The organism is Stakelama flava, from assembly GCF_019351405.1.
Lineage (GTDB): Bacteria > Pseudomonadota > Alphaproteobacteria > Sphingomonadales > Sphingomonadaceae > Sphingomonas > Sphingomonas flava_A.
Genome location: NZ_JAHWZX010000025.1, coordinates 1 through 20418, shown reverse-complemented (window position 1 = coordinate 20418; position 20418 = coordinate 1). Strand labels below are relative to the sequence as shown.

At 61.5% G+C, this 20418-nt stretch carries 17 protein-coding genes and 4 pseudogenes; 8 read left to right on the top strand and 13 right to left on the bottom strand.

Translation table 11 applies throughout. From position 1 onward, the window contains the following. Positions 1 to 212: helix-turn-helix domain-containing protein (locus KY084_RS16855; protein ID WP_219239457.1), on the bottom strand; the 212-nt coding region annotated here is incomplete at its 3' end. A gap of 245 nt (positions 213 to 457) precedes the next feature. Between KY084_RS16855 and KY084_RS16025 the strand changes: the two genes are divergently transcribed. Continuing rightward, entirely contained in the window at positions 458 to 1672 is a 1215-nt protein-coding gene (locus tag KY084_RS16025) for an FAD-dependent oxidoreductase (RefSeq protein WP_219239456.1), read from the top strand. A 261-nt stretch (positions 1673 to 1933) separates the two neighbouring features. Here KY084_RS16025 and KY084_RS16020 read toward each other — a convergent pair. Then, positions 1934 to 2047, bottom strand: a pseudogene (locus KY084_RS16020) (IS3 family transposase); the annotation flags it as partial. Between the two features lie 313 nt (positions 2048 to 2360). Further along, positions 2361 to 3215: an SDR family oxidoreductase gene (locus tag KY084_RS16015; RefSeq protein ID WP_219239455.1), complete on the bottom strand. Its 855-nt coding sequence runs from the start codon at positions 3213 to 3215 to the stop codon at positions 2361 to 2363. A gap of 171 nt (positions 3216 to 3386) precedes the next feature. Here KY084_RS16015 and KY084_RS16010 point away from each other — a divergent pair, with 171 nt between their 5' ends. Continuing rightward, complete coding sequence (locus KY084_RS16010; protein ID WP_219239454.1) at positions 3387 to 4289, top strand: LysR family transcriptional regulator; 903 nt, start codon at positions 3387 to 3389, stop codon at positions 4287 to 4289. A 627-nt stretch (positions 4290 to 4916) separates the two neighbouring features. Here KY084_RS16010 and KY084_RS16005 read toward each other — a convergent pair. Beyond that, positions 4917 to 6137 carry an MFS transporter gene (locus KY084_RS16005; RefSeq protein ID WP_219239453.1) on the bottom strand — a complete coding sequence of 407 codons (1221 nt, stop codon included), beginning with the start codon at positions 6135 to 6137 and terminating at the stop codon, positions 4917 to 4919. 36 nt (positions 6138 to 6173) lie between these two features. On the opposite strand from KY084_RS16005, the gene KY084_RS16000 reads away from it, so the two are divergent. Continuing rightward, positions 6174 to 7142 carry a LysR substrate-binding domain-containing protein gene (locus KY084_RS16000; protein WP_219239452.1) on the top strand — a complete coding sequence of 323 codons (969 nt, stop codon included), beginning with the start codon at positions 6174 to 6176 and terminating at the stop codon, positions 7140 to 7142. 138 nt (positions 7143 to 7280) lie between these two features. Here KY084_RS16000 and KY084_RS15995 read toward each other — a convergent pair whose 3' ends face one another. Further along, positions 7281 to 8534, bottom strand: coding sequence for a site-specific integrase (locus KY084_RS15995; protein WP_246587290.1), 1254 nt, complete (start codon positions 8532 to 8534; stop codon positions 7281 to 7283). Between the two features lie 753 nt (positions 8535 to 9287). Here KY084_RS15995 and KY084_RS16740 point away from each other — a divergent pair. The 4 genes and pseudogenes from KY084_RS16740 to KY084_RS15980 all read left to right on the top strand — a co-directional run. After that, positions 9288 to 9890: a ParB/RepB/Spo0J family partition protein gene (locus KY084_RS16740; RefSeq protein ID WP_343228046.1), complete on the top strand. Its 603-nt coding sequence runs from the start codon at positions 9288 to 9290 to the stop codon at positions 9888 to 9890. Then, a complete protein-coding gene (locus KY084_RS16735; protein ID WP_343228045.1) occupies positions 9891 to 10319 on the top strand; it encodes a hypothetical protein in 429 nt (142 codons plus the stop codon). It abuts the gene before it with no gap. 106 nt (positions 10320 to 10425) lie between these two features. Continuing rightward, positions 10426 to 10818 (top strand): annotated as a pseudogene (locus KY084_RS16850) (winged helix-turn-helix domain-containing protein); the annotation flags it as partial. A 102-nt stretch (positions 10819 to 10920) separates the two neighbouring features. Continuing rightward, a pseudogene (locus KY084_RS15980) lies at positions 10921 to 11311 on the top strand (transposase); the annotation flags it as partial. A gap of 172 nt (positions 11312 to 11483) precedes the next feature. Here KY084_RS15980 and KY084_RS15975 read toward each other — a convergent pair. From KY084_RS15975 to KY084_RS15940, 8 genes are all read right to left on the bottom strand, one after another. Beyond that, a complete protein-coding gene (locus tag KY084_RS15975) occupies positions 11484 to 12509 on the bottom strand; it encodes a serine hydrolase domain-containing protein (RefSeq protein WP_219239450.1) in 1026 nt (341 codons plus the stop codon). Positions 12510 to 12806: 297 nt separating this feature from the next. Then, on the bottom strand, positions 12807 to 14405 hold the full coding sequence (locus KY084_RS15970) for a serine hydrolase domain-containing protein (protein ID WP_219239449.1): 1599 nt from the start codon (positions 14403 to 14405) through the stop codon (positions 12807 to 12809). Beyond that, complete coding sequence (locus KY084_RS15965; RefSeq protein ID WP_219239448.1) at positions 14402 to 14851, bottom strand: MarR family winged helix-turn-helix transcriptional regulator; 450 nt, start codon at positions 14849 to 14851, stop codon at positions 14402 to 14404. Before KY084_RS15965 ends, KY084_RS15970 begins: the two co-directional genes overlap by 4 nt. A 294-nt stretch (positions 14852 to 15145) precedes the next feature. Further along, a complete protein-coding gene (locus KY084_RS15960) occupies positions 15146 to 16285 on the bottom strand; it encodes a DUF1501 domain-containing protein (protein ID WP_219239458.1) in 1140 nt (379 codons plus the stop codon). Positions 16286 to 16287: 2 nt separating this feature from the next. Continuing rightward, a complete protein-coding gene (locus tag KY084_RS15955) occupies positions 16288 to 17724 on the bottom strand; it encodes a DUF1800 domain-containing protein (protein WP_219239447.1) in 1437 nt (478 codons plus the stop codon). Positions 17725 to 18066: 342 nt separating this feature from the next. Then, positions 18067 to 18633, bottom strand: coding sequence for a DUF308 domain-containing protein (locus KY084_RS15950; protein ID WP_219239446.1), 567 nt, complete (start codon positions 18631 to 18633; stop codon positions 18067 to 18069). A 110-nt stretch (positions 18634 to 18743) separates the two neighbouring features. Further along, positions 18744 to 19385, bottom strand: a complete 642-nt coding sequence (locus KY084_RS15945) for an NrsF family protein (protein WP_219239445.1) — start codon at positions 19383 to 19385, stop codon at positions 18744 to 18746. Then, positions 19375 to 19878 carry a sigma-70 family RNA polymerase sigma factor gene (locus tag KY084_RS15940; RefSeq protein ID WP_219239444.1) on the bottom strand — a complete coding sequence of 168 codons (504 nt, stop codon included), beginning with the start codon at positions 19876 to 19878 and terminating at the stop codon, positions 19375 to 19377. Before KY084_RS15940 ends, KY084_RS15945 begins: the two co-directional genes overlap by 11 nt. Before the next feature lie 366 nt (positions 19879 to 20244). Here KY084_RS15940 and KY084_RS15935 point away from each other — a divergent pair. Beyond that, positions 20245 to 20418 (top strand): annotated as a pseudogene (locus KY084_RS15935) (IS701 family transposase); the annotation flags it as partial.

Genomic DNA, 20418 nt, shown 5'->3' with positions numbered 1-20418 from the left:
GCGCGGGAGCGTCTGCCGGATCGCTGCCAGGCGGTCGGCGAAGTCTTTTTAAAAACGGCGATATCGTCCGGCTTCTGACCACGATGGCGCGGCCGGGCCGAGAGCTTGCGATAACCGAGCGCGCGAAACTCGCGGCTGAGCGTATGGCGGGTAACCGACAGGCCGAACCCGTCCCAAACCCATTGCGCCAGATCGACCAGGCGCCAGCGCACGACGCCGTGCGCAGCGGGGATCGGACCCGCTTCGACCTGCTCGGCGAGTTGGGTGCGCTGTTCCTCGTTCGAGGCCCGCCCTAGCTTGATTCAGTAACCAATCCGATCTATCTGCCGCTTTGACGCGCGAAAGTCACTGCCCGGTAGGTAGTCCGGGTGACGTTGAAACGTTCGTGCAAGCGCCCGCCGCCAGCGGCAGGCCACCGGTGCGTCTCTTGCATCCTGGTTTTTGCAAGGGACGACTCATGTCTAATTTAAAAGTGCTAATCATCGGCGCGGGCCTTGGCGGCCTGACACTCGCCCAATCGCTTCGCCGTGCCGGGATCGACTTTGCGGTCTTCGAACGCGACCGGAGTCCTTTCGATCGCCCGCAGGGTTATCGCCTTCACCTTGATGAGGATGGGATCAATTCCGCCAGAGAAGTCCTTTCCCCAGAGCTTCGCGCGCTGTTTGAGGCAACATCGCAGCGCACCGAGCCATTTACGACGATCCTCGGAACCGATCTGTCCATCTTGAAACAGATCCACGCGGACACTCAGGACGGACGTGGCGTCTGGCCCACTCACGACGGGCCGCCGGAACACGCCAATGTCGATCGCGCAACTCTGCGGCAGATCCTGCTCGCCGGATTGGAAGAGAGGGTTCACTTCGGCAAAGTGCTGGACCGGTACGAACAGGCCGACCACGGCGTTGTCGCGCATTTTGCCGATGGCTCGATTGCCAAAGGGCATGTCCTGGTCGGCGCCGACGGCATTCGCTCCGCGGTGCGCCGCCAGCGTGAGCCGGGCTGCGACACTGTGGATGCGGGGATCACAGCGATCTATGGTCGGGTACCAATTGAGGCGGTTACCGCGATCGTGCCGAAGGAGACGCTGAACGACATCTTCGCGATCACTTCCGACGAGCGGAAGGTATTCCTGGGAATGGGCTCGGTGCGCTTCCCGATTGAGCCATCGACGGCAGCCAGAAAACTTGCCCCAGGTACGTCAATGCGGCGCCAGGACGATTATGTAGCGTGCATCGTCGGTGGCCGACATGAGTTTTTCCCCAACAACCTACATGGCGCCGAGGGCGAGGCACTTCAGCGTGTCGCGGCAGAGACGATCGGCGCGTGGCCCGATGGTGCTGCATCGCTCGTCCGTGCCGGCGACCCCTCGGCTTTCTTCCGTGTTGAAATGTATACGAGCGTGCCCTGCTCGCTGGATGAGCCGACAAACGTCACCCTGCTCGGCGATGCCATTCATGCGATGACGCCCACCTTGGGCCGGGGAGCCAATGTCGCTATGAGGGACGGCGCGCTGCTCGGGCGTGCGCTGAAGAAGGTTGCTGCCGACGAGGCAATGCTGGCCGATGCGTTGGCCGAATATGAACGACAGATGCTCGACTATGGCTTTGCGGCGGTACGCGAGGCGGCTCGCATTGGCCAGGAGCGCATGGCGCAAAACTCGCTGCGGGATTGATCAAGGCCGGCCCGATGCCCTTTCTTGCGGTGCGTCGGGCTGGCCCATTCGGCCTTAAGGCGGAGAGGAACAAATGGTGCATTCTAGGGCCTGAAAGCACGCCGCGAATGTCTGATCAGTTGGCGGCGGCCATTCCGACCATGCGACAGCCCGTCCGCTTTAGCGTATCGCCGGCGAGGGGTGAATTATCGAAGTTTGGAGTGCGAATCAGACGGTCGCCATGGCCTGCTGCGGGTTTGATGGACACCGAGGTAGGCTAAATCAGGCTACCCCAGCTTCGTGTTCGAAGTCGATGGGGCTGAGGTAACCAAGGGTCGAGTGACGACGGGTCGGGTTGTAGAATCATTCGATGTAATCGAACACGTCAGCCTTCGCCTGCGCTCTCGAACGATGCCTGCGGGGCCGATCACTGCTGCTGCAGAATGTCCGCAGAACAGGCGTTCGGCGCGTCCCACTGCCGCTGCCGTGACCGATATGCCCTGTTCAATTGTGCCCGCTCTTGCACTGCGCCTGGGTTGTCGAGGGGCTTCCAGCCGAGCGAGCGTAGGGCGGAAGCGATCCTATCTCAGGTATCGTGAGGCCATCCCGCAGGCGGATCCATCAAGAAGCTGGGTCCGCCACCTTGCGGGACGAACAGCGCCGGCAGCGCGCCTGCTAACCATTCGCTTGCCGCCGACGCCATCGCCGTTCAGTTGGCGAGAGCCGTACCGACCACGTCTGCAAGCGGCGTGGTGGGGCGACCGATGAGCCTCGACAGGTCATTGCCGTCATGATGAAGGGCGCCCTCCGAGGCCCGAGCGTCCGCGTCGGCGAGGTATTCGGCCATCAGCGGTGGCAGGCCGAATTGAGCGAGGATTTCAGCGTATTGGGTTTCCGACAGGTTGTTATAGGCGACTTCGCTACCAGACTGGCGCGAGACTTCACTAGCGAGCTCGGCCAGCGTAAAGCTCGCGTCTGCCGCAAGTTCGTAGACTTTCTGGGCGTGGTCGTCGCCAGTCAGCACAGCGGCTGCGGCGGCGGCATAGTCCGCGCGTGCTGCCGACGAGAACCGGCCCTCGCCTGCCGCACCAATGAAGGCGCCCTGCTCCAGGGCGGGTTGTAGCGAAAGCAGGTGGTTTTCCGTATACCAGCCATTGCGCAGCATCGTCCATTCGAGACCCGAGTCCTTGATTGCCTGTTCGGTCTGCGCATGTTCGACGCCAAGTTTCGTGTTGGTCTCATCTGCGCGCAGCATGCTGGTGTAGGCGATGGACCGCACGCCAGCCTTCTTCGCCGCCTCAATGACCGCCTTATGCTGTGGAAACCGGCCCGTCACTTCGCTCGAGGAGATCAGGAGAACCTTCTCGACGCCTGCGAAGGCCTGTTCGAGCGTTTCCGGCCGATCGTAGTCCGCCTCGCGAACGACGATCCCTCGTTCCGAGAGGTCCCTGGCCTTTGCCGGATCGCGCACGGCGGCGACGATCTGGTCCGCCGGGACGGTTTCGAGAAGCTTTTCCACGACGAGGCGACCCAACTGGCCGGTGGCTCCGGTAATTGCGTACATTTCTTGCTCCTTTTTCGACCGCGCTATTCTGAATGCGGCCGGATTTCACTTGTGATCAGTCGGCGATGTGCCGGCTTGTGTCGCCAGAAGGTGAGCATTTGCGCATGTTTGGAAAGGTATGAATGTTCGAAATAGCTGTTCGATTTTTTCGAACGATGTAATGGGTACGCAATGCAAAGAGATATCGATCTCACCGCCTTACGGACCTTTCAATCCGTCGTGGAGGCGCATAGTCTGACCGGCGCGGCCAAGACATTGGGCCTTGCCAAATCCGTAGTCAGCAACCGGATAGCCACCCTCGAAAAAACCTTGGGTGTAAGCCTGTTCGACCGCGGTCGAAGACTGGTCCTGACGGACCGGGGCCGACTACTGTACGAGGGCGCGCGCAGCACGCTGGAAGATTTCGACATACTTGTCGCTTCGGTCTCAAAACCGGGTGGAACCGGTGCAGGACGCTTCCGCATTACGCTTCCAGCCGGACTGGGCGTGGCCTTGCTCGGTGATGTGCTCGCTGCTTTCTTCGCGAAGCATCCAGGGATCGATCTCGAACTGAATTATGCTGACGCTTACGTCGATCTGATCAGTGAAGGCTTTGATCTGGGGCTTCGGGTCGGACAGCCGAGCGACGTCGATCTCATCGGTCGACGGATTTGCAAAGTCGATAGGGTGGTGTGCGCGAGCCCGGCATATCTCGCCGGTCACGGCAAGCCCGCTTCGTTAGCGGATCTGCGAAATCATGCGGTCATTGGTTATTCGTTGATTCAAGATCAGGGACAATGGGCCTTCGAGGGGGCCTCTTTCTCTGCGAAATCTCGCGGCGTCCCACGCCCTTCGGTAATTACAAATAACGGCCATGCCATGCGAGCAGCTGCGCTTGCGGGACTCGGTCTGATGGCAATTCCGAGATTCTTCGTTTCCGACGATTTCGATGCCGGACGGCTTTGCGAAATTTCTTTGAACGCCCGGCCAGTGCCACTCGAATTATGGGCTCTCTACCCGCGAAGACGCGAGCAACGCCCCCTCATCGGACAATTGATCGCATATATCAAAGCTGCTTTGAGTTCGGGTCTTTGACGCTGCCAAACCGTCACCAATGATGACACAAATTCCCGCCAATGCCGCATTTTCACGGCAATAGAAGTAAACCGATTTGCCAGCCTAAACTTCGCTGGTTAGGCCAAAGAGCTCTCCGGGGCGACGAGAATCAGTGTCGGCTCGGTCGGCCTGTCGGGCGACTTGGGAAGATCGCGCAGCACAGCCGCAGATTGGCGCCTTCGCTCCCCCCGGCCAGGACTATCCGGCCCGGGTCGATCGCAAGCTCCCCGCCTGGCGCACCCATTCGAGCCCGGCGAGGCAATCCTCAAGCCCCGCCGGGAAAGGTGCCGCCGTTTCGCTCGTCGACGCCCGCACAGCCTCGCTGAATTCGGGTATGAGATGGTGCCTGCGACTGAGGCGACTCAAACGACCGTGGCGCGGTTTCGCGTCTCTTTCCGAAGGCGATGGCTGGCGCCTAAGGGATAAATGCGCACACCGCATCGCTCGCAAGGGCCATGTTCGTGCGAAGGCATCCGCGGCGCGGGATCCTTTGCATTCGCAGGACATCGAGAGCGGTTGCGGCCTGACTGGCCGGCGACCAGTCGTTGTCTAGCGGAAGCTCGACAACGGAGGTCATCCGGTTGGAAGCAAGGCGATCAAGCGCATTCATTGGAAAACCTTGGTGCGGTTTGCCGTCGTCTGGTTGGCGCGCTTCTCGAGCGCGCCGCTCCAGCGGGTCAGGACGATGCCGAAGGCGACGATCGCGGCTCCGACAAAGGGTGCTGCACGCAGACCCATTTCTTCGACGACCAAGCCGCCACCCCATGCGCCGATAGCGATACCGAGGTTGAAAGCAGCGATATTGAGGCCCGAAGCGACATCGACAGCCTTGGGAGCCGCATCGCGAGCAATTTGGACCACGTAGGACTGTAGCGGTGGTACGTTACCGAAGGCGAAGCCGCCCCAGAACAGGGTTACCGCGATAGCCGCCCAGGCCGACGCTAGACCGAGACCCAAAAGCAGTAGGGATATAGCGAGGCCGGCGAAGATAATCGTCAAGGCGGCAACGGGACCGATGCGATCGGAGAGTTTGCCACCCAAGATGTTACCGATCGCGACCGATACACCGTAGAGGAGGATCACAAGGCTGACGGCCCCGGCACCGAGCCCAGTGACGTCGGTCAGCATGGGCGCGAGGTAGGTGAAGGCAATGAAGTTGCCGCCATAGCCCACAGCTGTGATTAGATAGAGAAGCAGCAAGCGAGGTGACGTCAGGACCTGTGCCTGCTGACGCAAGGTCGGCGGCGCATCCTGTTCGAGGTTCGAAGGCACGAGTAGGGCGCTCGACACCAAGCCGATCAGGGCAAGGGCCACGACGCCAAGGAAGGTCGATTGCCAACCGAAGGTCTGGCCGATCCACGTGCCGAGCGGCACACCCGTCACGAGGGCGACGGTCAGCCCAAGGAAGACCAACGCGATGGCCAAGGACTCCTTCTCGGTCGGAACGAGTTTGGTCGCAATGGTCGATGCGATCGCGAAGAACACACCGTGGGCCAGCCCCGTGATGAAGCGAGCAGCTATAAGCGCGTAGTAGCCCGGCGCCAAAGCAGCGAACAGGTTGCCGATTGTGAACAAGACCAGCAGCGAAAGCAGCAAGGTCTTGCGGGGCATCTTGCCGGTCAGGGCTGTGAGAACAGGGGCGCCTACCGTGACGCCGAGCGCATACAGGCTGACCAGCAACCCGGCCGAAGGGAGGGAAACGCCAAGATCGGCGGCGATGGTGGGAATAAGTCCCACGATAACAAATTCGGTGGTGCCAACTGCGAAGGCGCTTATTGTCAGCGCCCATAATGCGAGCGGCATCGCATTTTTTTTTATTGAAACCATGACGAGGGCTCCATTGCTATCCAGCGGATCAAGGATGTGGAACCCGATCTAGTCTCGGCTCATTATCTCAAAAACCACAGCAAGGGCATTGGATCATTGCTAAAACCGCACGAATTTCCGGATCTCAGAGAACTCGCTGCATTCGTAGCAGTCGCGGAGGACGGCGGTTTTGCCGAAGCCGGTCGCCGTCTTAATGTGGCATCGTCGTCCTTGAGTCGCGCCGTAGCAAAGCTGGAGGAGCGCCTTTCTTTCAGCCTCTTCAGAAGGACGACACGCCAAGTCGTATTGACTGAGGAAGGCGTTAGGACACTTGCGCAGGCAAGGTCGATCCTCAGTGAAACCGAAGAACTGCTCGATCTCCGCTCTGCCGCGAAGGCTCCGGCCGGAACAATCCGTGTCAATGCGGCTGTGCCGTTCATGTTGCATGTGCTGATACCGCGCTTGCCGGAATTCCGAGCCCGGTATCCCGACATCGAGCTCTCGCTGGCAATGACCGACAACGTCGTCGACCTGATCAGCGCCCATGCCGATGTTGCAATCAGGTTGGGCAACCTTCCGGATTCTGAACTGCGCCATCGTAAACTCGGTAACGCAGCCTGGCGTTTGGTAGCGGCGCCATCGAGGCTCGAGAAGGATGGTCATCCCAATTTGATCGGAGAAATGGAAGCGCGCCGTCAGGTGCGATACCTCAACCCAACGAGAAACAACGATTGGTGGTTCAGGGGACGGCATAAACCCATGAGACCCGCCGCATCTATTCACGCAGAGAACGGAGAGGCGGTGCGCGCCCTTGTCTTAGCAGGTTGCGGATACCAGCAATTTTCGGACTATCTGATTGACGACGACATTGCCGCCGGCCGTGCGGTGTCATTGTTTCCACAAGAGCTAACGACGACACCCCTACCAGTGCATGCGGTTTACTCGGATCCTGCTGCGAAGCTAAAACGCCTAGAGGTGTTTCTCGATTTCCTCTCCGAAATTTGCGCGCCGAAGCTGACGGGGTGACCGCTGCGCTAAGCTGGCGACCAGCGTTGTAAGCGAATTTCGTAATGCAAGTGCGATCCCGCTACTCTCGCCCTTACACGCCACCAGTTCGACGGCGTAGCCGCACCCGCCTACCATTCGTTCAGCTTTGAACGCCGCTCAGGCCACAAGGCGAAGGCGGTCGAGCTTGGCGGCCCCTTGGGCGAGCAACTTGGCGATTTCGTCGGACGTGCGTCGTACGGCCAGTTTCAGCGCTTCATCGACGTGGATGTAATCCTGCGTCACATTCTGCGAGGCGTGTCCCAGCATCGCACGGATCGTCAGTTCCGAGAAACCGAGTTCGGCGGCGATGCTGGCAAAGGTGTGCCGCAGGACGTGGGGCGTGACGCCCGTGATTCCGGCATAACCGCAAACGCGCTGCAGGCAGGCGCTTACAGCCGTGAAGGGGCCATCGCCCGTCGTTGCCGCAAACACATAGGGATTGCCGGCGATCCGGGGCTGCGCCACGATCACCTTGATCGCTTCCGGCCCGATCGCTCGGACCTGCTCGCCGGTCTTGGTGTCGGGAAAGGCGACGAACCCGCCCATCGGATTGACCCATTCCCGCTGCATGGCTTGCCCTTCTTCGCGGCGATAGCCGGTCAGAAGCAGCAGGCGGATCACGGCAATCCCGGTGGGGCTGACGCCTTGCTGTTCCGCATAGACCATCGCTTTACCCAGCGTTTCGATCTCGGCGACGCTGAGGCGCCGTGTTCGCTTGTTTCCGGCGAGCTTCTTGGCCCCCTTTGTCGGGTGCTCGGCGAGCAGGCCCTTATGCTTTGCATGCCCCAGGATCGCCTGGATCGAGGTTAGGCAGCGCGCAGCGACCCCGCGGCCGCCGGTTGCCTTGCCGCCGCGACCGCCGGTGCGAGGCTTTCCGGTCTTTCCCTTCGCTACATCGTCCTGCATCGCTTCGACATCGGCAATCGTCAGATGACGGGCGATGCGCTTGCCGATCAGCGGGTTGATGTGGGTTCGAATCCGGCTCTCATCCATCGCAAGCGATGACTCCTTGATCGGCCGGTTGCGGCGACCGAGAATCCTGCCTGCGCGCGCTTCGGTCAGATACCATTCGCAAAGCTCCGCGACATTCATCTCGTTGCGGGCGCGGCGCGCGTCTTCGGCCGGATCTTCGCCGGATGCCACCGCGCCGAGCTTGATCTTCGCGAGATCACGAGCCTGATCCACCGTCAGCACGCCAAAGCGGCCCAGCTTAACGCGGCGGATTGGACCCTCTGTGTTCATATACTGGATAACGAAAGTCTTGGTGCCGGCAGCGCCTATCCGGACCCCGAAGCCCTGGATCTCGGTATCCCACACGAATGTCTGACCCGTCTCGGGTGCGGTGAGGGCATCGAGCGTGCGCTTCGTCAGCTTTGCCTACGCCATGGAACATCCTCCAATTTATTACGCGTGCTCCGCGAGACCGAAAAGTAATAACAACGTAATAAAAATCGGTCGTTTGTTGGCGAATTGGAGGTTATGTTGTCGTAGCGAGATTGACAATATCTATTTGAAATAGCGTACTAAATCGTATACTAGCGCATTCTGTCGTTACCGTTCAAATCGAATTGCCCAGGTTGGGGTCGAGGGCTCGAATCCCTTCGTCCGCCAGGTTTTCCAAAAAAATCAGCCAATTAGTGCCACGGCGCACCCTCTTTCGCTGGAGACAAAGCCTGCTGCGAAGGCTGTTGTCTCCACATTGTCTCCAGAAAATTGGCAAAGATTGAGTGGTTCTGGCGTCGCGTGGCGAATATCGCGATGGACCTCGCTTTCCCTGACTGAGTCAGCCGGTGCTTCCCTTCGGGACCGGCGCTCTATCTCCGCTGCGCTCCGACCGAACCCCTGGCGGGTTTCGGCGCATCCGCGTGACGATCGCCTAGCGGACGGCGTGAACACGCCGAGCAATAGCCGGTGCCTACATGATGGCGCCGTGAACGGCGCGGTGCTTGGGGCGCTGCCCCTGGCGCCCTTCGGAGCGCCTTCCGCCCAGCTTCCTTCGCGCGTCGCGCTCCGTGCAGCCGGTTCCCCGCGAAGCCGCCCCTCCGGTTGCACCCTCGGTCTCGCCGACGGGCAGGGTTTCAGCGCGGCGTTTCCCGCTGCGCGGAAACCCAAGGAGTAGGGATAATGACCGATACCATCGAAACCGGGACGACCGAGCAGGCCGAACAGGACAGCCGCATCATCCATGTGCCGCTGAACAAGCTCAAGAAGTCGCCCAACAATGCCCGCAAGGTGCCGCATAGCGAGGCTACAATCGAAGCGCTGGCCGCATCCATCGCGCACAAGGGGCTGATACAGAACCTTGTGGTGGAACCCGAGATGAAAGGGGACAAGCCCACCGGCGCCTATCTTGTCACCGCTGGCGAGGGCCGCAGGCTCGCTTATCTGCTGCGCGCCAAGCGCAAGGAGATCAGGAAGAACCACCTTATCCGCTGCTGGCTCGACACCGAGAACGACCCGTCCGAAGTCTCGCTGGACGAGAACGTCACCCGCGAGAACATGCATCCCGCCGATCAGTTCGAGCGGTTCCATGAACTGTCCCGCGACAAGGGATGGGGCGCGGAGGAAATCGGTGCGCGCTTCGGCGTCTCTCCCGAAATCGTCAAGCGGCGGCTGCGTCTCGGCGCGGTCAGCCCGAAGCTGATGGACATCTACCGGCAGGACGGGATCACGCTCGACCAGTTGGCGGCGTTCGCCATCACTGACGATCATGCCCGGCAGGAGTAGGTGTTCGACAATCTGTCGTGGAACAAGGAACCGTGGATCATCCGGCGTGATCTTACCGCCAGCAATGTTCCGGCAGACGACCGGCGGGCGGTGTTCATCGGCGCAGATGCCTATGTCGAGGCAGGCGGCACGATTATCCGCGACCTGTTCACCGAGGATGACGGCGGTTTCTTCGAGAATGTGGGCTTGCTCGACATGCTCGTTACGGAGAAGCTGCGCGAGATCGCCAGTGGCGCTCTGGCCGAAGGCTGGAAATGGGCCGAGGCGAGCATCGACTTTCCGCATGGTCACGGGATGCGGCGTCACTATCCGCAACCCGTCGCCTTTACGGATGAGGACGAGGCGCGGTTTTCGGAAGCGGCGGAGGCGCATGACGCCTTGGTCGAAGGCTATGACTCCTACGACGACATGCCCGATTCAAGATGGTAAACGGATTGGAGTTTGCCATGCCGATTGCGCTTCGTACCGATTTCAATGTCGTCTCTGTGAGGGCCGCCGCGCCGGTCGAAGGATGGCGCGCAAACTCGGCGCTTGCTTGCGCTGGCGGATCGTCGATCTGGCGCAAATGCTGTGGGACGATTTCTCGCTATCGGTATCGCGGCCCATCTTGAGCCGCGAGTTGCGCGCGCTCGGCTACTCGCAAGCTCTCGGCGCGGCCGAAGCACCACGCCCAGGAGCCGGACATGATCGAAGCCTTCAAAAAGGGGGCTTCGCCGCCGAGCTGGACAAGGTCAGAACGTCCCTTCCGTGCGGCACGCCGATAGAGATCTGGTTTCAGGATGAGGCCCGGATCGGGCAGAAGAACAAGATCACGAGACGATGGGCGAAGCGGGGAACCCGCCCCTCGGCGCTGGACGACCAGCGCACCAAATCCGCTTGCATCTTCGGCGCGATATGCCCGCAGGAGGGCCAGGCGGCCGGCCTTGTCGCCGCTAGTAATGCTAGAACTACTTTGGCAAAAGTGTGATTTAGGATTCCCATGTCGCTGATTGCGTGATTCACTGGGAGCCAGCTTTGACTGAGGCTGGCGCTGGACGAGGACTGGCAAGCGGATCTTGATCGGTGGCTCGCGCCGTATCGGGAAGGCTTGGGCAACAAGACGCGGCGCCGGATGTGCCCTGCCTATATTGTAGGCCTGATCGGGCTAGGTGATCGCAAGAGCATTCAGCCCATGGCAGCCCGCTCGGATGCGATACCCTATGACCGGCTTCATCATTTCATCGGGGCAGGCCCTATGGGAGAACAGTCCGCTGGAAGCGACCTGGTGGGACCAGGCGGATGAACTGGTTGGCGGTGACGGGGCCCGGCTGATCATCGACGGCACCGCTCTGCCGAAGAAGGGCAAGGCCTTGGTTGGTGTCGCGCCTCAGTACGCGACGGCGTTGGGCAAGAATGCGAATTGCCAGACGCTGGTGTCGGTATGTTCGCGAAAGCGGCGCTGATTATGCACCATCCAGGGCGTGATAAAGTGTGATCATGGTGACGATGGCGCGCAAGATCCTGGCGAATCTTCTGCTCCCCGACTTTCTGTGAATCCACGACCTGACCGCTTCTCCTGGCTGCAGAACGGCATCGACCGCAGGCGTTCAAGCCCTAACCGGCCTCGGCTTCGGCGATCTTGCTGGCGATCGCGACAAGGCGCCGCTGCGTTTCCGGGTCGCTTTCGTTGGTCATCAGAACGATTCCCAGCCTACGCGCCGGGAACAGAACGATATAGCTGCTAAAGCCGAACGTGCCTCCGGTATGCCAATATGTTTTCTCGCCGGTGGGCAGCGTGTCGATATGCCAATTGAGGCCGACTTCCTCATCGTCGGTGACGACGGTCGACTGGTGCGTCAGCGCGATCGCGGGATCATCTTCTGCCAGTTGATGCTGCAGATAGATCAGCATGTCGCGCGTCGACGTGCGCAGCCCGCCGGCATCGGGAAGGTCGGGCATCTCGGTGGTCAGCGGCATCGCGCGTCCTTCGGCATCGTGTCCCGGGTGCATCGATTCGCCGGTCTGCCATCCGGTGTCGCGCATGCCGAACGGACCGGTGACATATCGCTGCACCAATTCCGGGAAAGGCGCCTGATAGACGCGCGCGAGTATCGCCGCGAGCAATTGGGCGGCGACGTTCGAATGGCGCGCAACGGCGCCCGGCGGCGTGGGGATGCTGATGTTCGCAAGATCGGCGTAGAGCCGATCCATGTCATAACCCTGATGCAACGCGATCAGCGCCTTCACGGCCTCATCGGGCGTCGCGCCGCTCAGCCGGTCGCCCGGATCGGGAAGCCAGTTGGGCAGCCCGGACGTGAGATTGGCGAGATGGACAAGTCGGATCGGCTCACCATTCGCGTCAAGGCGGCCAAGTTCGTCGGGCAGATAGCGGCGGATATCGTCGTCGAGCGCGACGCGCCCTTCGAGCACGGCATGTGCCAGGACCGTGCTCGCGAAGGTCTTAGTGATCGACCCGATCTCATAGATCGTGCGGTCGGTCGGCGGCTCGTTGCTCCTCGGAGCGACCGTGCCCGCGTGTATGCTGATTGCATCGCCGCGCATGACGATGCCGATGGACAGCGCGGTCCCACCGGGCGATGCTACAAAGCGCTTCGCCTCGGCCCGTGCGACCGACCGCATCTCGCGATCATTCGCGAGTGTCATCGTAGGACATAGTAGCATCGCCATCACGGCGACGAGGAGCGATCGCCGGAGGACGGTCCACCCGGTCAGGCATAGAAGGATCATGATCGTCTATACTCCGGTCTGAACTCGGTTTGTCGAATCGATCGGTCGGCTGTGAGAAGATGCATTCGAATGCCACTGGCACTGCCTTCTATTGCGCATGGCGCCAAAATTAGCAGGCCGTTGCGCGCGGCCAAGTTCTTTTCAGTGATCAGCCGGTTGGGATTGGTACTCAACTATGGCCAGACTGTCTCAACGGTGCCGGCTCACCGCAAGCGCCGCTTCGACGCGCGCGAGCGCTGCCTGCGAATCGGAATTGGTCGAATCAAGATCGAGCGAGTGGCGTAACGCCTCTGCCGCGGCTGCCAAATCGCCGGCTTCCTTGAGTGCCTCGCCATAGCTGTTGAACGCGTTGCTGCTCGACGGGAAAAGACGGATTTGCGTCTGGAAGGCGGCAAGCGCGTCACGCATCCGCCCCGCCTCGCGAAACGCATAGCCCAGATTGTTGAGGTCATTTTCTGTCAGGCGATAATGCGCCGTATCAACGCGCAGCCGGTCTAGCATTGCCGTCGCAGCTTGTGCGCCTTGTTCGACGAGCGTGGCGCCATAGAGCCGAACCAGCGAGACCGGCTCGTCGATCGGCGGTTGCCCGGACAGGATCCGCATTGCGGACAGCGCGGTCTTGTGGAGATTCTGACTGTCGGCATTGGCGAGCAGGATTATGGTGATACCGCTATCCAGATTGCGCATGAACATCGTCTGGCACCCCGGCATACCGCCTGCGTGCCACACGATCCGTCCCATGCTTTCGTCGCGAAAGCGGAACCAGCCGAGCGCGTCGTCCGCATCGCCCATCCCGCCGATATTGATCCAGACAAAATCGGGCGAACCGCTTGCGAGTTTTTGGGGGGCATAGGCGCGTTCGAGCGTCGCCGGTTTGAGCAGGGCGCCGTTGCGCAGAGCCGCGTCGAAACGCAGCATATCGGCTGCGGTCGATACTATCGAAGCATTGCCATAGAGCGTGTTGATATAATAGCTGCGGCTCCCCTCCAAGCGGACTCGCGCCTGCGACCAGGGATGCGGCCATGCGTAGTTCTGGGCAAAGTTGGGCGTGTCTTCGCGATTACGCAGGGCGGTCTTGATATAGCTGTGCTTCATGCCCGCCGGGCCGAAGACATGCGCCGCGAGATAGTCCGGCAGCGGCTCGCCCGATTGCTGCTCGACGAGTAGCGCGAGCAGTTGGAAGCCGAGATTGGAATACCACCACTTCTCGCCCGGCTCGAGTTTCATCGTCCGATGCGCATCGACGATCGCGGGCACCAGATCTGCGATCATGAACGGCTGCGGCGCGATATGCGACTGATAGTCCTCGACCATCCCGGCAAGATCCTGGTCGGACAGCCCCGCGCTGTGTGACAACAGCTGTCGGATCGTCATGTGGGGATAAGGAAACGCCGGGAAATATCGCGCAAAGGGCGCATCCAGATCGACCTTGCCCTGCTCGACAAGCTGGAGCACCGCTGTAGCGGTGAACACCTTGCTGACGGAGGCGAGTTCGAATTCGGTATCATTGTCGATAGGACGGCCGGTCTCCCAGTTCGCTATGCCGAAATTCTCGCGAAAGACCGGGTTTCCGTTTCGGCCGATCAAAATCGTACCATTCAGCGCGTCGCGACCGATGCGATCGCCCAGAAACCGCTGCAGTTGCGTGAGGCGATGCTCGAAAGCAGGCGTCTGCGTGTTCGGTGTCGTTCTCCAAGCCCAAGTTATCGGTGGTACGCCGGTAAAGGCCAGTGCGAGCGTGGCGAGCGGCAGCGAACAATGAAGATGCTTTCGAAACCGGGCGGTCATTGTGAATCCTCATGATCGACGAGCCGAAGATCAAAGGCACGGCGTTCGAGCGCGGCGATCGCTTCTTCGAGCAGCAGGGAAAGCGGATAGGCGAGTTCAGAGTCGAGGGTCGTCGCGGCTGCGTTGGTGGCGTCCCACAGCCTGTGCAGTTCGGGGACAATCGATCGCGCTCTATCGGTAAGCGACACTATCCGCTCGCGCGCATCGGCACCCGGCGCGATCGTGACAAGTTCCACCTTCTGCATCTGCGCCACCGTTTGGCTCGCAGCAGAATGCGTCAGGCCCGCCGCGGCGGCGATTGCCTTGATCGAAAGCGGTTCGGCATCGAGCAATGCCCGCATCACCGGGGTGTAGCGCGGCCGATACGCCGACAGCCCCGCTTCGTCATATCGGCGGTCTACGGCGCCATCGAGAAGCTCGATCAGGTTACGGAGCTGTGTTCCCAAGGCATTGCGGGCGACGGTCATAAAAATAATATAACAGTGCTGTTATATATGCGCAAGGCGACATCGGATGGGAGATGCTTCGATCCGGTGTACGACTCAGCATATGTCTACCGCTTGGTGAGCCTGTCCGAGATCAGAAGCGCTGCTAAGCGACGACCGGCAGCTTTCCTGCTTTGAGCATTGCAATCCGGATAGTTCGCGCCGGCCCAATTGCAGTCATATGGTTGGTGAACGAACGGCAGTTACTGATGAATCGACATTGGGCGGGGAATGACCGAATGTTCGCTACTACCGTCAAGCCATCTGGGGTTTAAGGTCAGGTTGGTCCGGATAGACCGTACGTGCCATCAGGTCGGCGTCCTGATCGAAATGGCGTGCCAAAGCGCCGACGATCACCGCTTCGGTTGCGCTGGTCGGCCTGAGGTCGCGGCCCTGATACAGGTGTGACGGTGCAAGGCCTGGCCAGTCAGCAATCACCCGCCCGCCATCGTGCAACGCACCGCCGATCAATAGTAACGCGCTGGCGGTCCCATGATCGGTTCCACCGGTACCATTGAGCGCAGCGGTACGACCGAATTCCGTGGCGACCACCACCAGTGTCTGGTTCCACGCAGCGCCGAGTCCATCAGCCAAGGCCCCGACCAACGCGTCGAGATTGCGCAATTGTGTATTGAGCCGACCGATCTGGGCGCTGTGGGTGTCCCAACCGTCGGTCTCGATCATCATGATGCGGGCGCCTTCATTAGGCGCGAGCAGTTGCGCGGCGATCCGGCCGATCGCTTCGCCGGACCGCCCATTGTCTCGCACGGCACTCCCGACCATCGCTTGCGTCGAGAGCGCCGTATGCCACAGGCCAGCGAGCTGCGGGTCGTCGGCATAGAGGGCGCCGACGCGATCCATCAGGTCCGCACCGGATGCCGGCAACCGGGTTGGCGCATAGCTTGTGACGGCCGCCGGTCCTCTCAGGGCCATGGGGATGTCGGTTGCCAGCGCCAGGCCCTTGTCCGAAGGCAACACGCCGACCAACCGGTTCATCCAGCCGATGGTCTCGGTATAGGCGTGCCGTCCTCCGGTCTCGAGCACATTCTGGCCGTCGAAATGCGAGCGGTCGCGGTAGACCGAGGCGGTCGCGTGCACCGCCATCGCCTGCCTTGCGTCGAACAGTCCGGCGACCCGCGACAGTGCCGGATGCAACGAAAAGGTCGCATCGACGCGATGTGCGTTCGACAGCGTTTCAAGGAAGGGGGCGCGAAGCTGAGCATAGCCCGGATCGCCCAATGGCGGAACGATGTGAAGACCGTCGGCCGCGCCGCGCTGGATGATGAAAACGAAGCGGCGCTCGGTTGGCGCAGCGGCATAGACCACCCGCGGAATCAGCATTCCCGCGGCAATGCCGCCGATTCCGTTGGCCAGCAGGGTCCGGCGTGCGATCATGATCAGCACCTCAACATTTCGGGGGAAACCAGCAGCAGCGCCAGACCTTGCTGCGGACTTTCGGCGCGGGCGATGGATTGCGCAGTGGCAGGCGTCAGCCCGGTGCCGAACAGTCGCTCGCCCAGGGCTCGCGCGTCGAGCGTGGGGGAAGCCTGAGCCGCCAGGCGCCCAGCCAGATCGACACGGCGTAGCAGCGCGTCGGGTGCCGCCCAACTGGCGCCAAGGTCATCGTAGCCGGCGGGCGAGCCGGGCCGCCATACCGGCTGGCCAAGCTGGTCCAGGGCGCCAGCCAGCATCCGGTCCTGCATGGGCGGAACAGCGCCGGGGCCGTTGTTGACGGCCCGTAGCGTCGCGATCGTCCAGCTCCACGGATCGCGGAATTTGGCCGGCGTCGGCAGCCATGCTTCGGGCGATGCGATCAATGCACGATAAACGGTTGGCAGATCGCCATCGCTTGACAGATAGGCCTGCTCAAGCCGCTCGACCAGATCGGGGGGAGGAGAATCGGCGACGAAGTGCCGGACGAGCTTCGTCGCCACGTGACGGGCGGTTGCCGGAGCGCGGGCCAGGTCGGCGAGTATTGCGCGCGCTTGTGCTTCACCGCCTTCGCGATAGGTCTTGCCGATGATTGTGCGCGTGCCCGGTTCATGGAGGGCCGGCACGAATACGAAATCGCCGGGCTTTGCGTCGGCTTGCCGCCGCCGCGCAACCCGCCCCCGACCCAGGCCGGCCACCGTCCATCCGGTCAGCGCGCGGGAGAATTCGGTGACGTCGGCCTGGCTGTACCCGGTTCGCACGCCCAGCGTGTGCAGTTCCATGATCTCGCGGCCCAGGTTTTCGTTGAGGCCGACCTTGCGTCCTCTTGCTGCGGCGCGGCGGCCGAGCGGGCTGTTCGGCCCGACGGATTGCGCCTGATCGAGATACAGCAGCATTGCCGGATGCTGTTCGACCGCGATCAGCATGTCCTCGAAGCGACCGAATATATGGGGACGGATTGCCTCGAACTCCATCAGTCCGGCAAGTCCCATGGTTACCAGCCTGTCTGCCGAAACCGCGAAATGATTGGCCCAGAAATGCACCAACCTTTCGGCAAAGGGCGTATCGCTGAGCACGGCGCTGCGTACCCGAACACCGATCTGCGCCAGATATTGCTGGCGTGCGAATCGATTGAGTTGCTTGCGATCGGCCTTTCTGGCGGGGGCTGCGGAGGGGGGAGATTGATCGCCAGGGGCTTGCGACTTCGCCTGCTTGGTCATGCCACGATATTCGGCAATGTCGGCGACGATATCAGCCCGGCTCGCAAGTGCCGATGCATTCGGCAGCACCGGCTTCCACTGGATAAACTGATCGATCAGCCATCCGCGGCCATCCGCGGGTATCCTGTCCCAAGGCCGCGCACCCAGGCCGAAACGAATGACCGCGATTTCGGACGCATGCATATCCGTAATCCCAAAAAGAGATCTCGGTACGTGCGCCGGTCCTGTCGCATAAGTTTGTCATAGCGCCAAAGCGCCCTTTGCGTGCGGCAAGTCGAGTTGATATCGCTACCGTGTTGCTCAATCGGCGCCGCTGCACTTGTAGGCAGCCCTCGCTACCGGCCGAATCCCAAATCCCCATAGACCCCGCTTGGGGATCCGCGGGTCGTACCTGTCCGGGTTTACGTACGTCTGCCGACGCCCGAAACCCTTCGACATAGCCGCCGTTCGAATGACCTTACGGCTTCGTCGAAAGCCGCCCAACAGGCAGGCATCCGGCCAACGAGGACAGCTAAGGCTGCTTGCCTAACGTTTGAACGCCAGCACTCCGGCGGAGATCGCGAAGTAGACGGCACCGAACGCGGCATAGGGCGCGACGATGGCAACGCTCAGCGGCTGCGACGGAGCAGCCGCCTGGATGATGAAGTGAGCGCCTGCAGCAGCGGACTGGACGCCGCTCAGGATTTGCGGCCATTGCGCGCTCACTTTGCGCCAGCGGCGTACGGCGGTCGATAGCTGCAGCAGGCCCGACAGCGCCGCCCAGACACCGATCACGCCGATTGCGGTGTGGAAATCGTGCTGAATGGTGACGATCACGGCTGCCGTAACGACGCCACTGACAACGGTATTGAGAAACTGGGTCGGATTGACGCGAAGCCCGCCGCTGTGCATCGCATCGATGTAATTGGCGATGCTGTCCCAAAGCGGATATGCGATCAGAAGGACGGTAGCGATCGCCGGTTGCGACTTGCCGATCGTGAACGCCAGTGCGACCCACAGGATAGAAACGGCGGCGCGCATCGAATAATAGCGTTTGAGCCAGTTGGAAGACGCAGGCGCGGCGGCAGGTGCACTCGTGGCAAGGCGGGTCATGATTATCTCCTGACGTATGGAGCAAGCGCAAGCGAACCTGTTCCGGCGCGCATGGGTGCGTCGGTCAGGCGGGCTAGCTGGGGAAAGCGGCGAAGCGCCGCAGGCGAGTACTAGAGGCGGAAGCGCCGCGGAAGCAGCGCTCGCGCAGCCGTGCAGACGGTGGCGACGCCAATCGAATACCAAACGACGATGTAGAGCGGATCGTTGAAACGACAGCAAACAGCGAAGATCAGCGCCCCCAGCGTCCCGGCGGCCAGGCCGCATGCGAACGCGCTCTTCCGCGGATTGCCCGGAGCGCCACGCCGCATCAGCCAGCCGAGCGCCGCCATCACCGGCATCGAAAGCACGACGATCGAAGCAGCACAGAGAAGCCCCTGGGCGGGTGCCAGACGCTCGGCCAGCGAAGCGGCTTCGCTCGGGTGCGGGACAGCGATCAGGCCGAACACCGTAACTGCGACGGCCAGCACCATGAGCATTGTCACGCCCTTTCGGGACGAAGCGGTCGGGACAAAGGAGCGAACGGCAAGCGTGCAGCCGAGCAGCGCAAGAATCGCGAGGCTGCCGAGCTTCCAGATCATGTAGGGCGAGCCAATCATGCTCGCCATATCCGGCCGCATCAGTCCGACGCCCAAGACGAGCGCTAGTTCGAGCGCGCCCAAGCTAGCGACCACAGCCAGCTCGCGCGCCGGATTGCGCCGACGGACAGGTGGCAACTCGGCGGAAAGCCGATCGATCAACAGGCTATTCGACATCGTCGGTTCTTTCGATAAAGGTGGTGAGTTTTGCGAGGCCGCGATGCACGTTCATCTTCACTGCGGATAGCGAAAGGCCGGTTTCGCGCGACGCTTCCTCGAATGTGTAACCCTGCAGCCTGACCAGTGCGATCGCCTTTGCCTGCGCAGGACGAAGTTGCTCGAGCAGGCCGGAAAGGACGGTGGCGCTCACCACCGTCCTGCGATGATCCTCGACCGGCAGATGTTCCGGCAGCGGCTCGGCCTGCTGGCGCCCCATGGTACGTAGCGCGTCGATCCATTTGCGCCGGGCGATCCCGGCAAGCCAAGGCCCGAAGGGCTGCGCAGGATCATAGGTGTGGCGCCGACGGTGCACCGCGAGCAGCGTTTCCTGCACGGCATCGTCGACAAAATCGGCAGGAAGCCGTCGCCGGAAATAGCGTTCGAGCCAATCCGATACCTCACCCAGCAACCGGCGATAGGCCCCGCCATGGCCGTCCTGCGCGGCGATCATCAGCCCGCCCCACGCATCTTGCGTGGTAACGCCCACGGTCCCGCAGGGGGGACGGGGCGGCGCATCAGGCGGAGAAGTCCGCATCAGCCGGGAGAGAAGACGGGGTTGCATATCTCTCTATTCGGCAAGAAGGCGACAATAGTCACCGGTCGCCAAAAAAATCCTGTTTACCCCGCACGGCATACACACTGCCATCGGTTGAGCGGCCCAATTCCTCCCAATCGGCAAGCTCCGCTTCATTCGCCAATCTGTTGAACTCACGCTTTGGCAAGTCACCCCGATTGGCGTTCGCTGGTTCAGATATTTCAGATCGAAACCTAGCATTACAGTTGCATATTGATTGGAACTCTGAATCAATAGGTTTCCATGGTGAGGAGGCCGTGGATGACGGGCGCATCAATCGAGACGACACTGGAGCTATGGGCAACGTCTTTGCGCGATGTGAAGGCGCGGATGGGCAGCCTGTTCACACAGGCTCGGGTAGCGGCATCGGCCAATCTGTTCCTTGATGGCCTGTTGGGTGATGAGCGGCGCAAGACG

Excerpts from the sequence above, each read along its gene's own strand:
- KY084_RS15960 (WP_219239458.1), bottom strand. The coding sequence starts at position 16,285 with ATGATCGCACGCCGGACCCTGCTGGCCAACGGAATCGGCGGCATTGCC.
- KY084_RS15975 (WP_219239450.1), bottom strand. The coding sequence starts at position 12,509 with ATGCGGTCGGTCGCACGGGCCGAGGCGAAGCGCTTTGTAGCATCGCCC.
- KY084_RS16010 (WP_219239454.1), top strand. The coding sequence starts at position 3,387 with ATGCAAAGAGATATCGATCTCACCGCCTTACGGACCTTTCAATCCGTC.
- KY084_RS15955 (WP_219239447.1), bottom strand. The coding sequence starts at position 17,724 with ATGCATGCGTCCGAAATCGCGGTCATTCGTTTCGGCCTGGGTGCGCGG.
- KY084_RS15950 (WP_219239446.1), bottom strand. The coding sequence starts at position 18,633 with ATGACCCGCCTTGCCACGAGTGCACCTGCCGCCGCGCCTGCGTCTTCC.
- KY084_RS16740 (WP_343228046.1), top strand. The coding sequence starts at position 9,288 with ATGACCGATACCATCGAAACCGGGACGACCGAGCAGGCCGAACAGGAC.
- KY084_RS16025 (WP_219239456.1), top strand. The coding sequence starts at position 458 with ATGTCTAATTTAAAAGTGCTAATCATCGGCGCGGGCCTTGGCGGCCTG.
- KY084_RS16005 (WP_219239453.1), bottom strand. The coding sequence starts at position 6,137 with ATGGTTTCAATAAAAAAAAATGCGATGCCGCTCGCATTATGGGCGCTG.
- KY084_RS15945 (WP_219239445.1), bottom strand. The coding sequence starts at position 19,385 with ATGTCGAATAGCCTGTTGATCGATCGGCTTTCCGCCGAGTTGCCACCT.
- KY084_RS16015 (WP_219239455.1), bottom strand. The coding sequence starts at position 3,215 with ATGTACGCAATTACCGGAGCCACCGGCCAGTTGGGTCGCCTCGTCGTG.
- KY084_RS15940 (WP_219239444.1), bottom strand. The coding sequence starts at position 19,878 with ATGATCGCCGCGCAGGACGGCCATGGCGGGGCCTATCGCCGGTTGCTG.
- KY084_RS15970 (WP_219239449.1), bottom strand. The coding sequence starts at position 14,405 with ATGACCGCCCGGTTTCGAAAGCATCTTCATTGTTCGCTGCCGCTCGCC.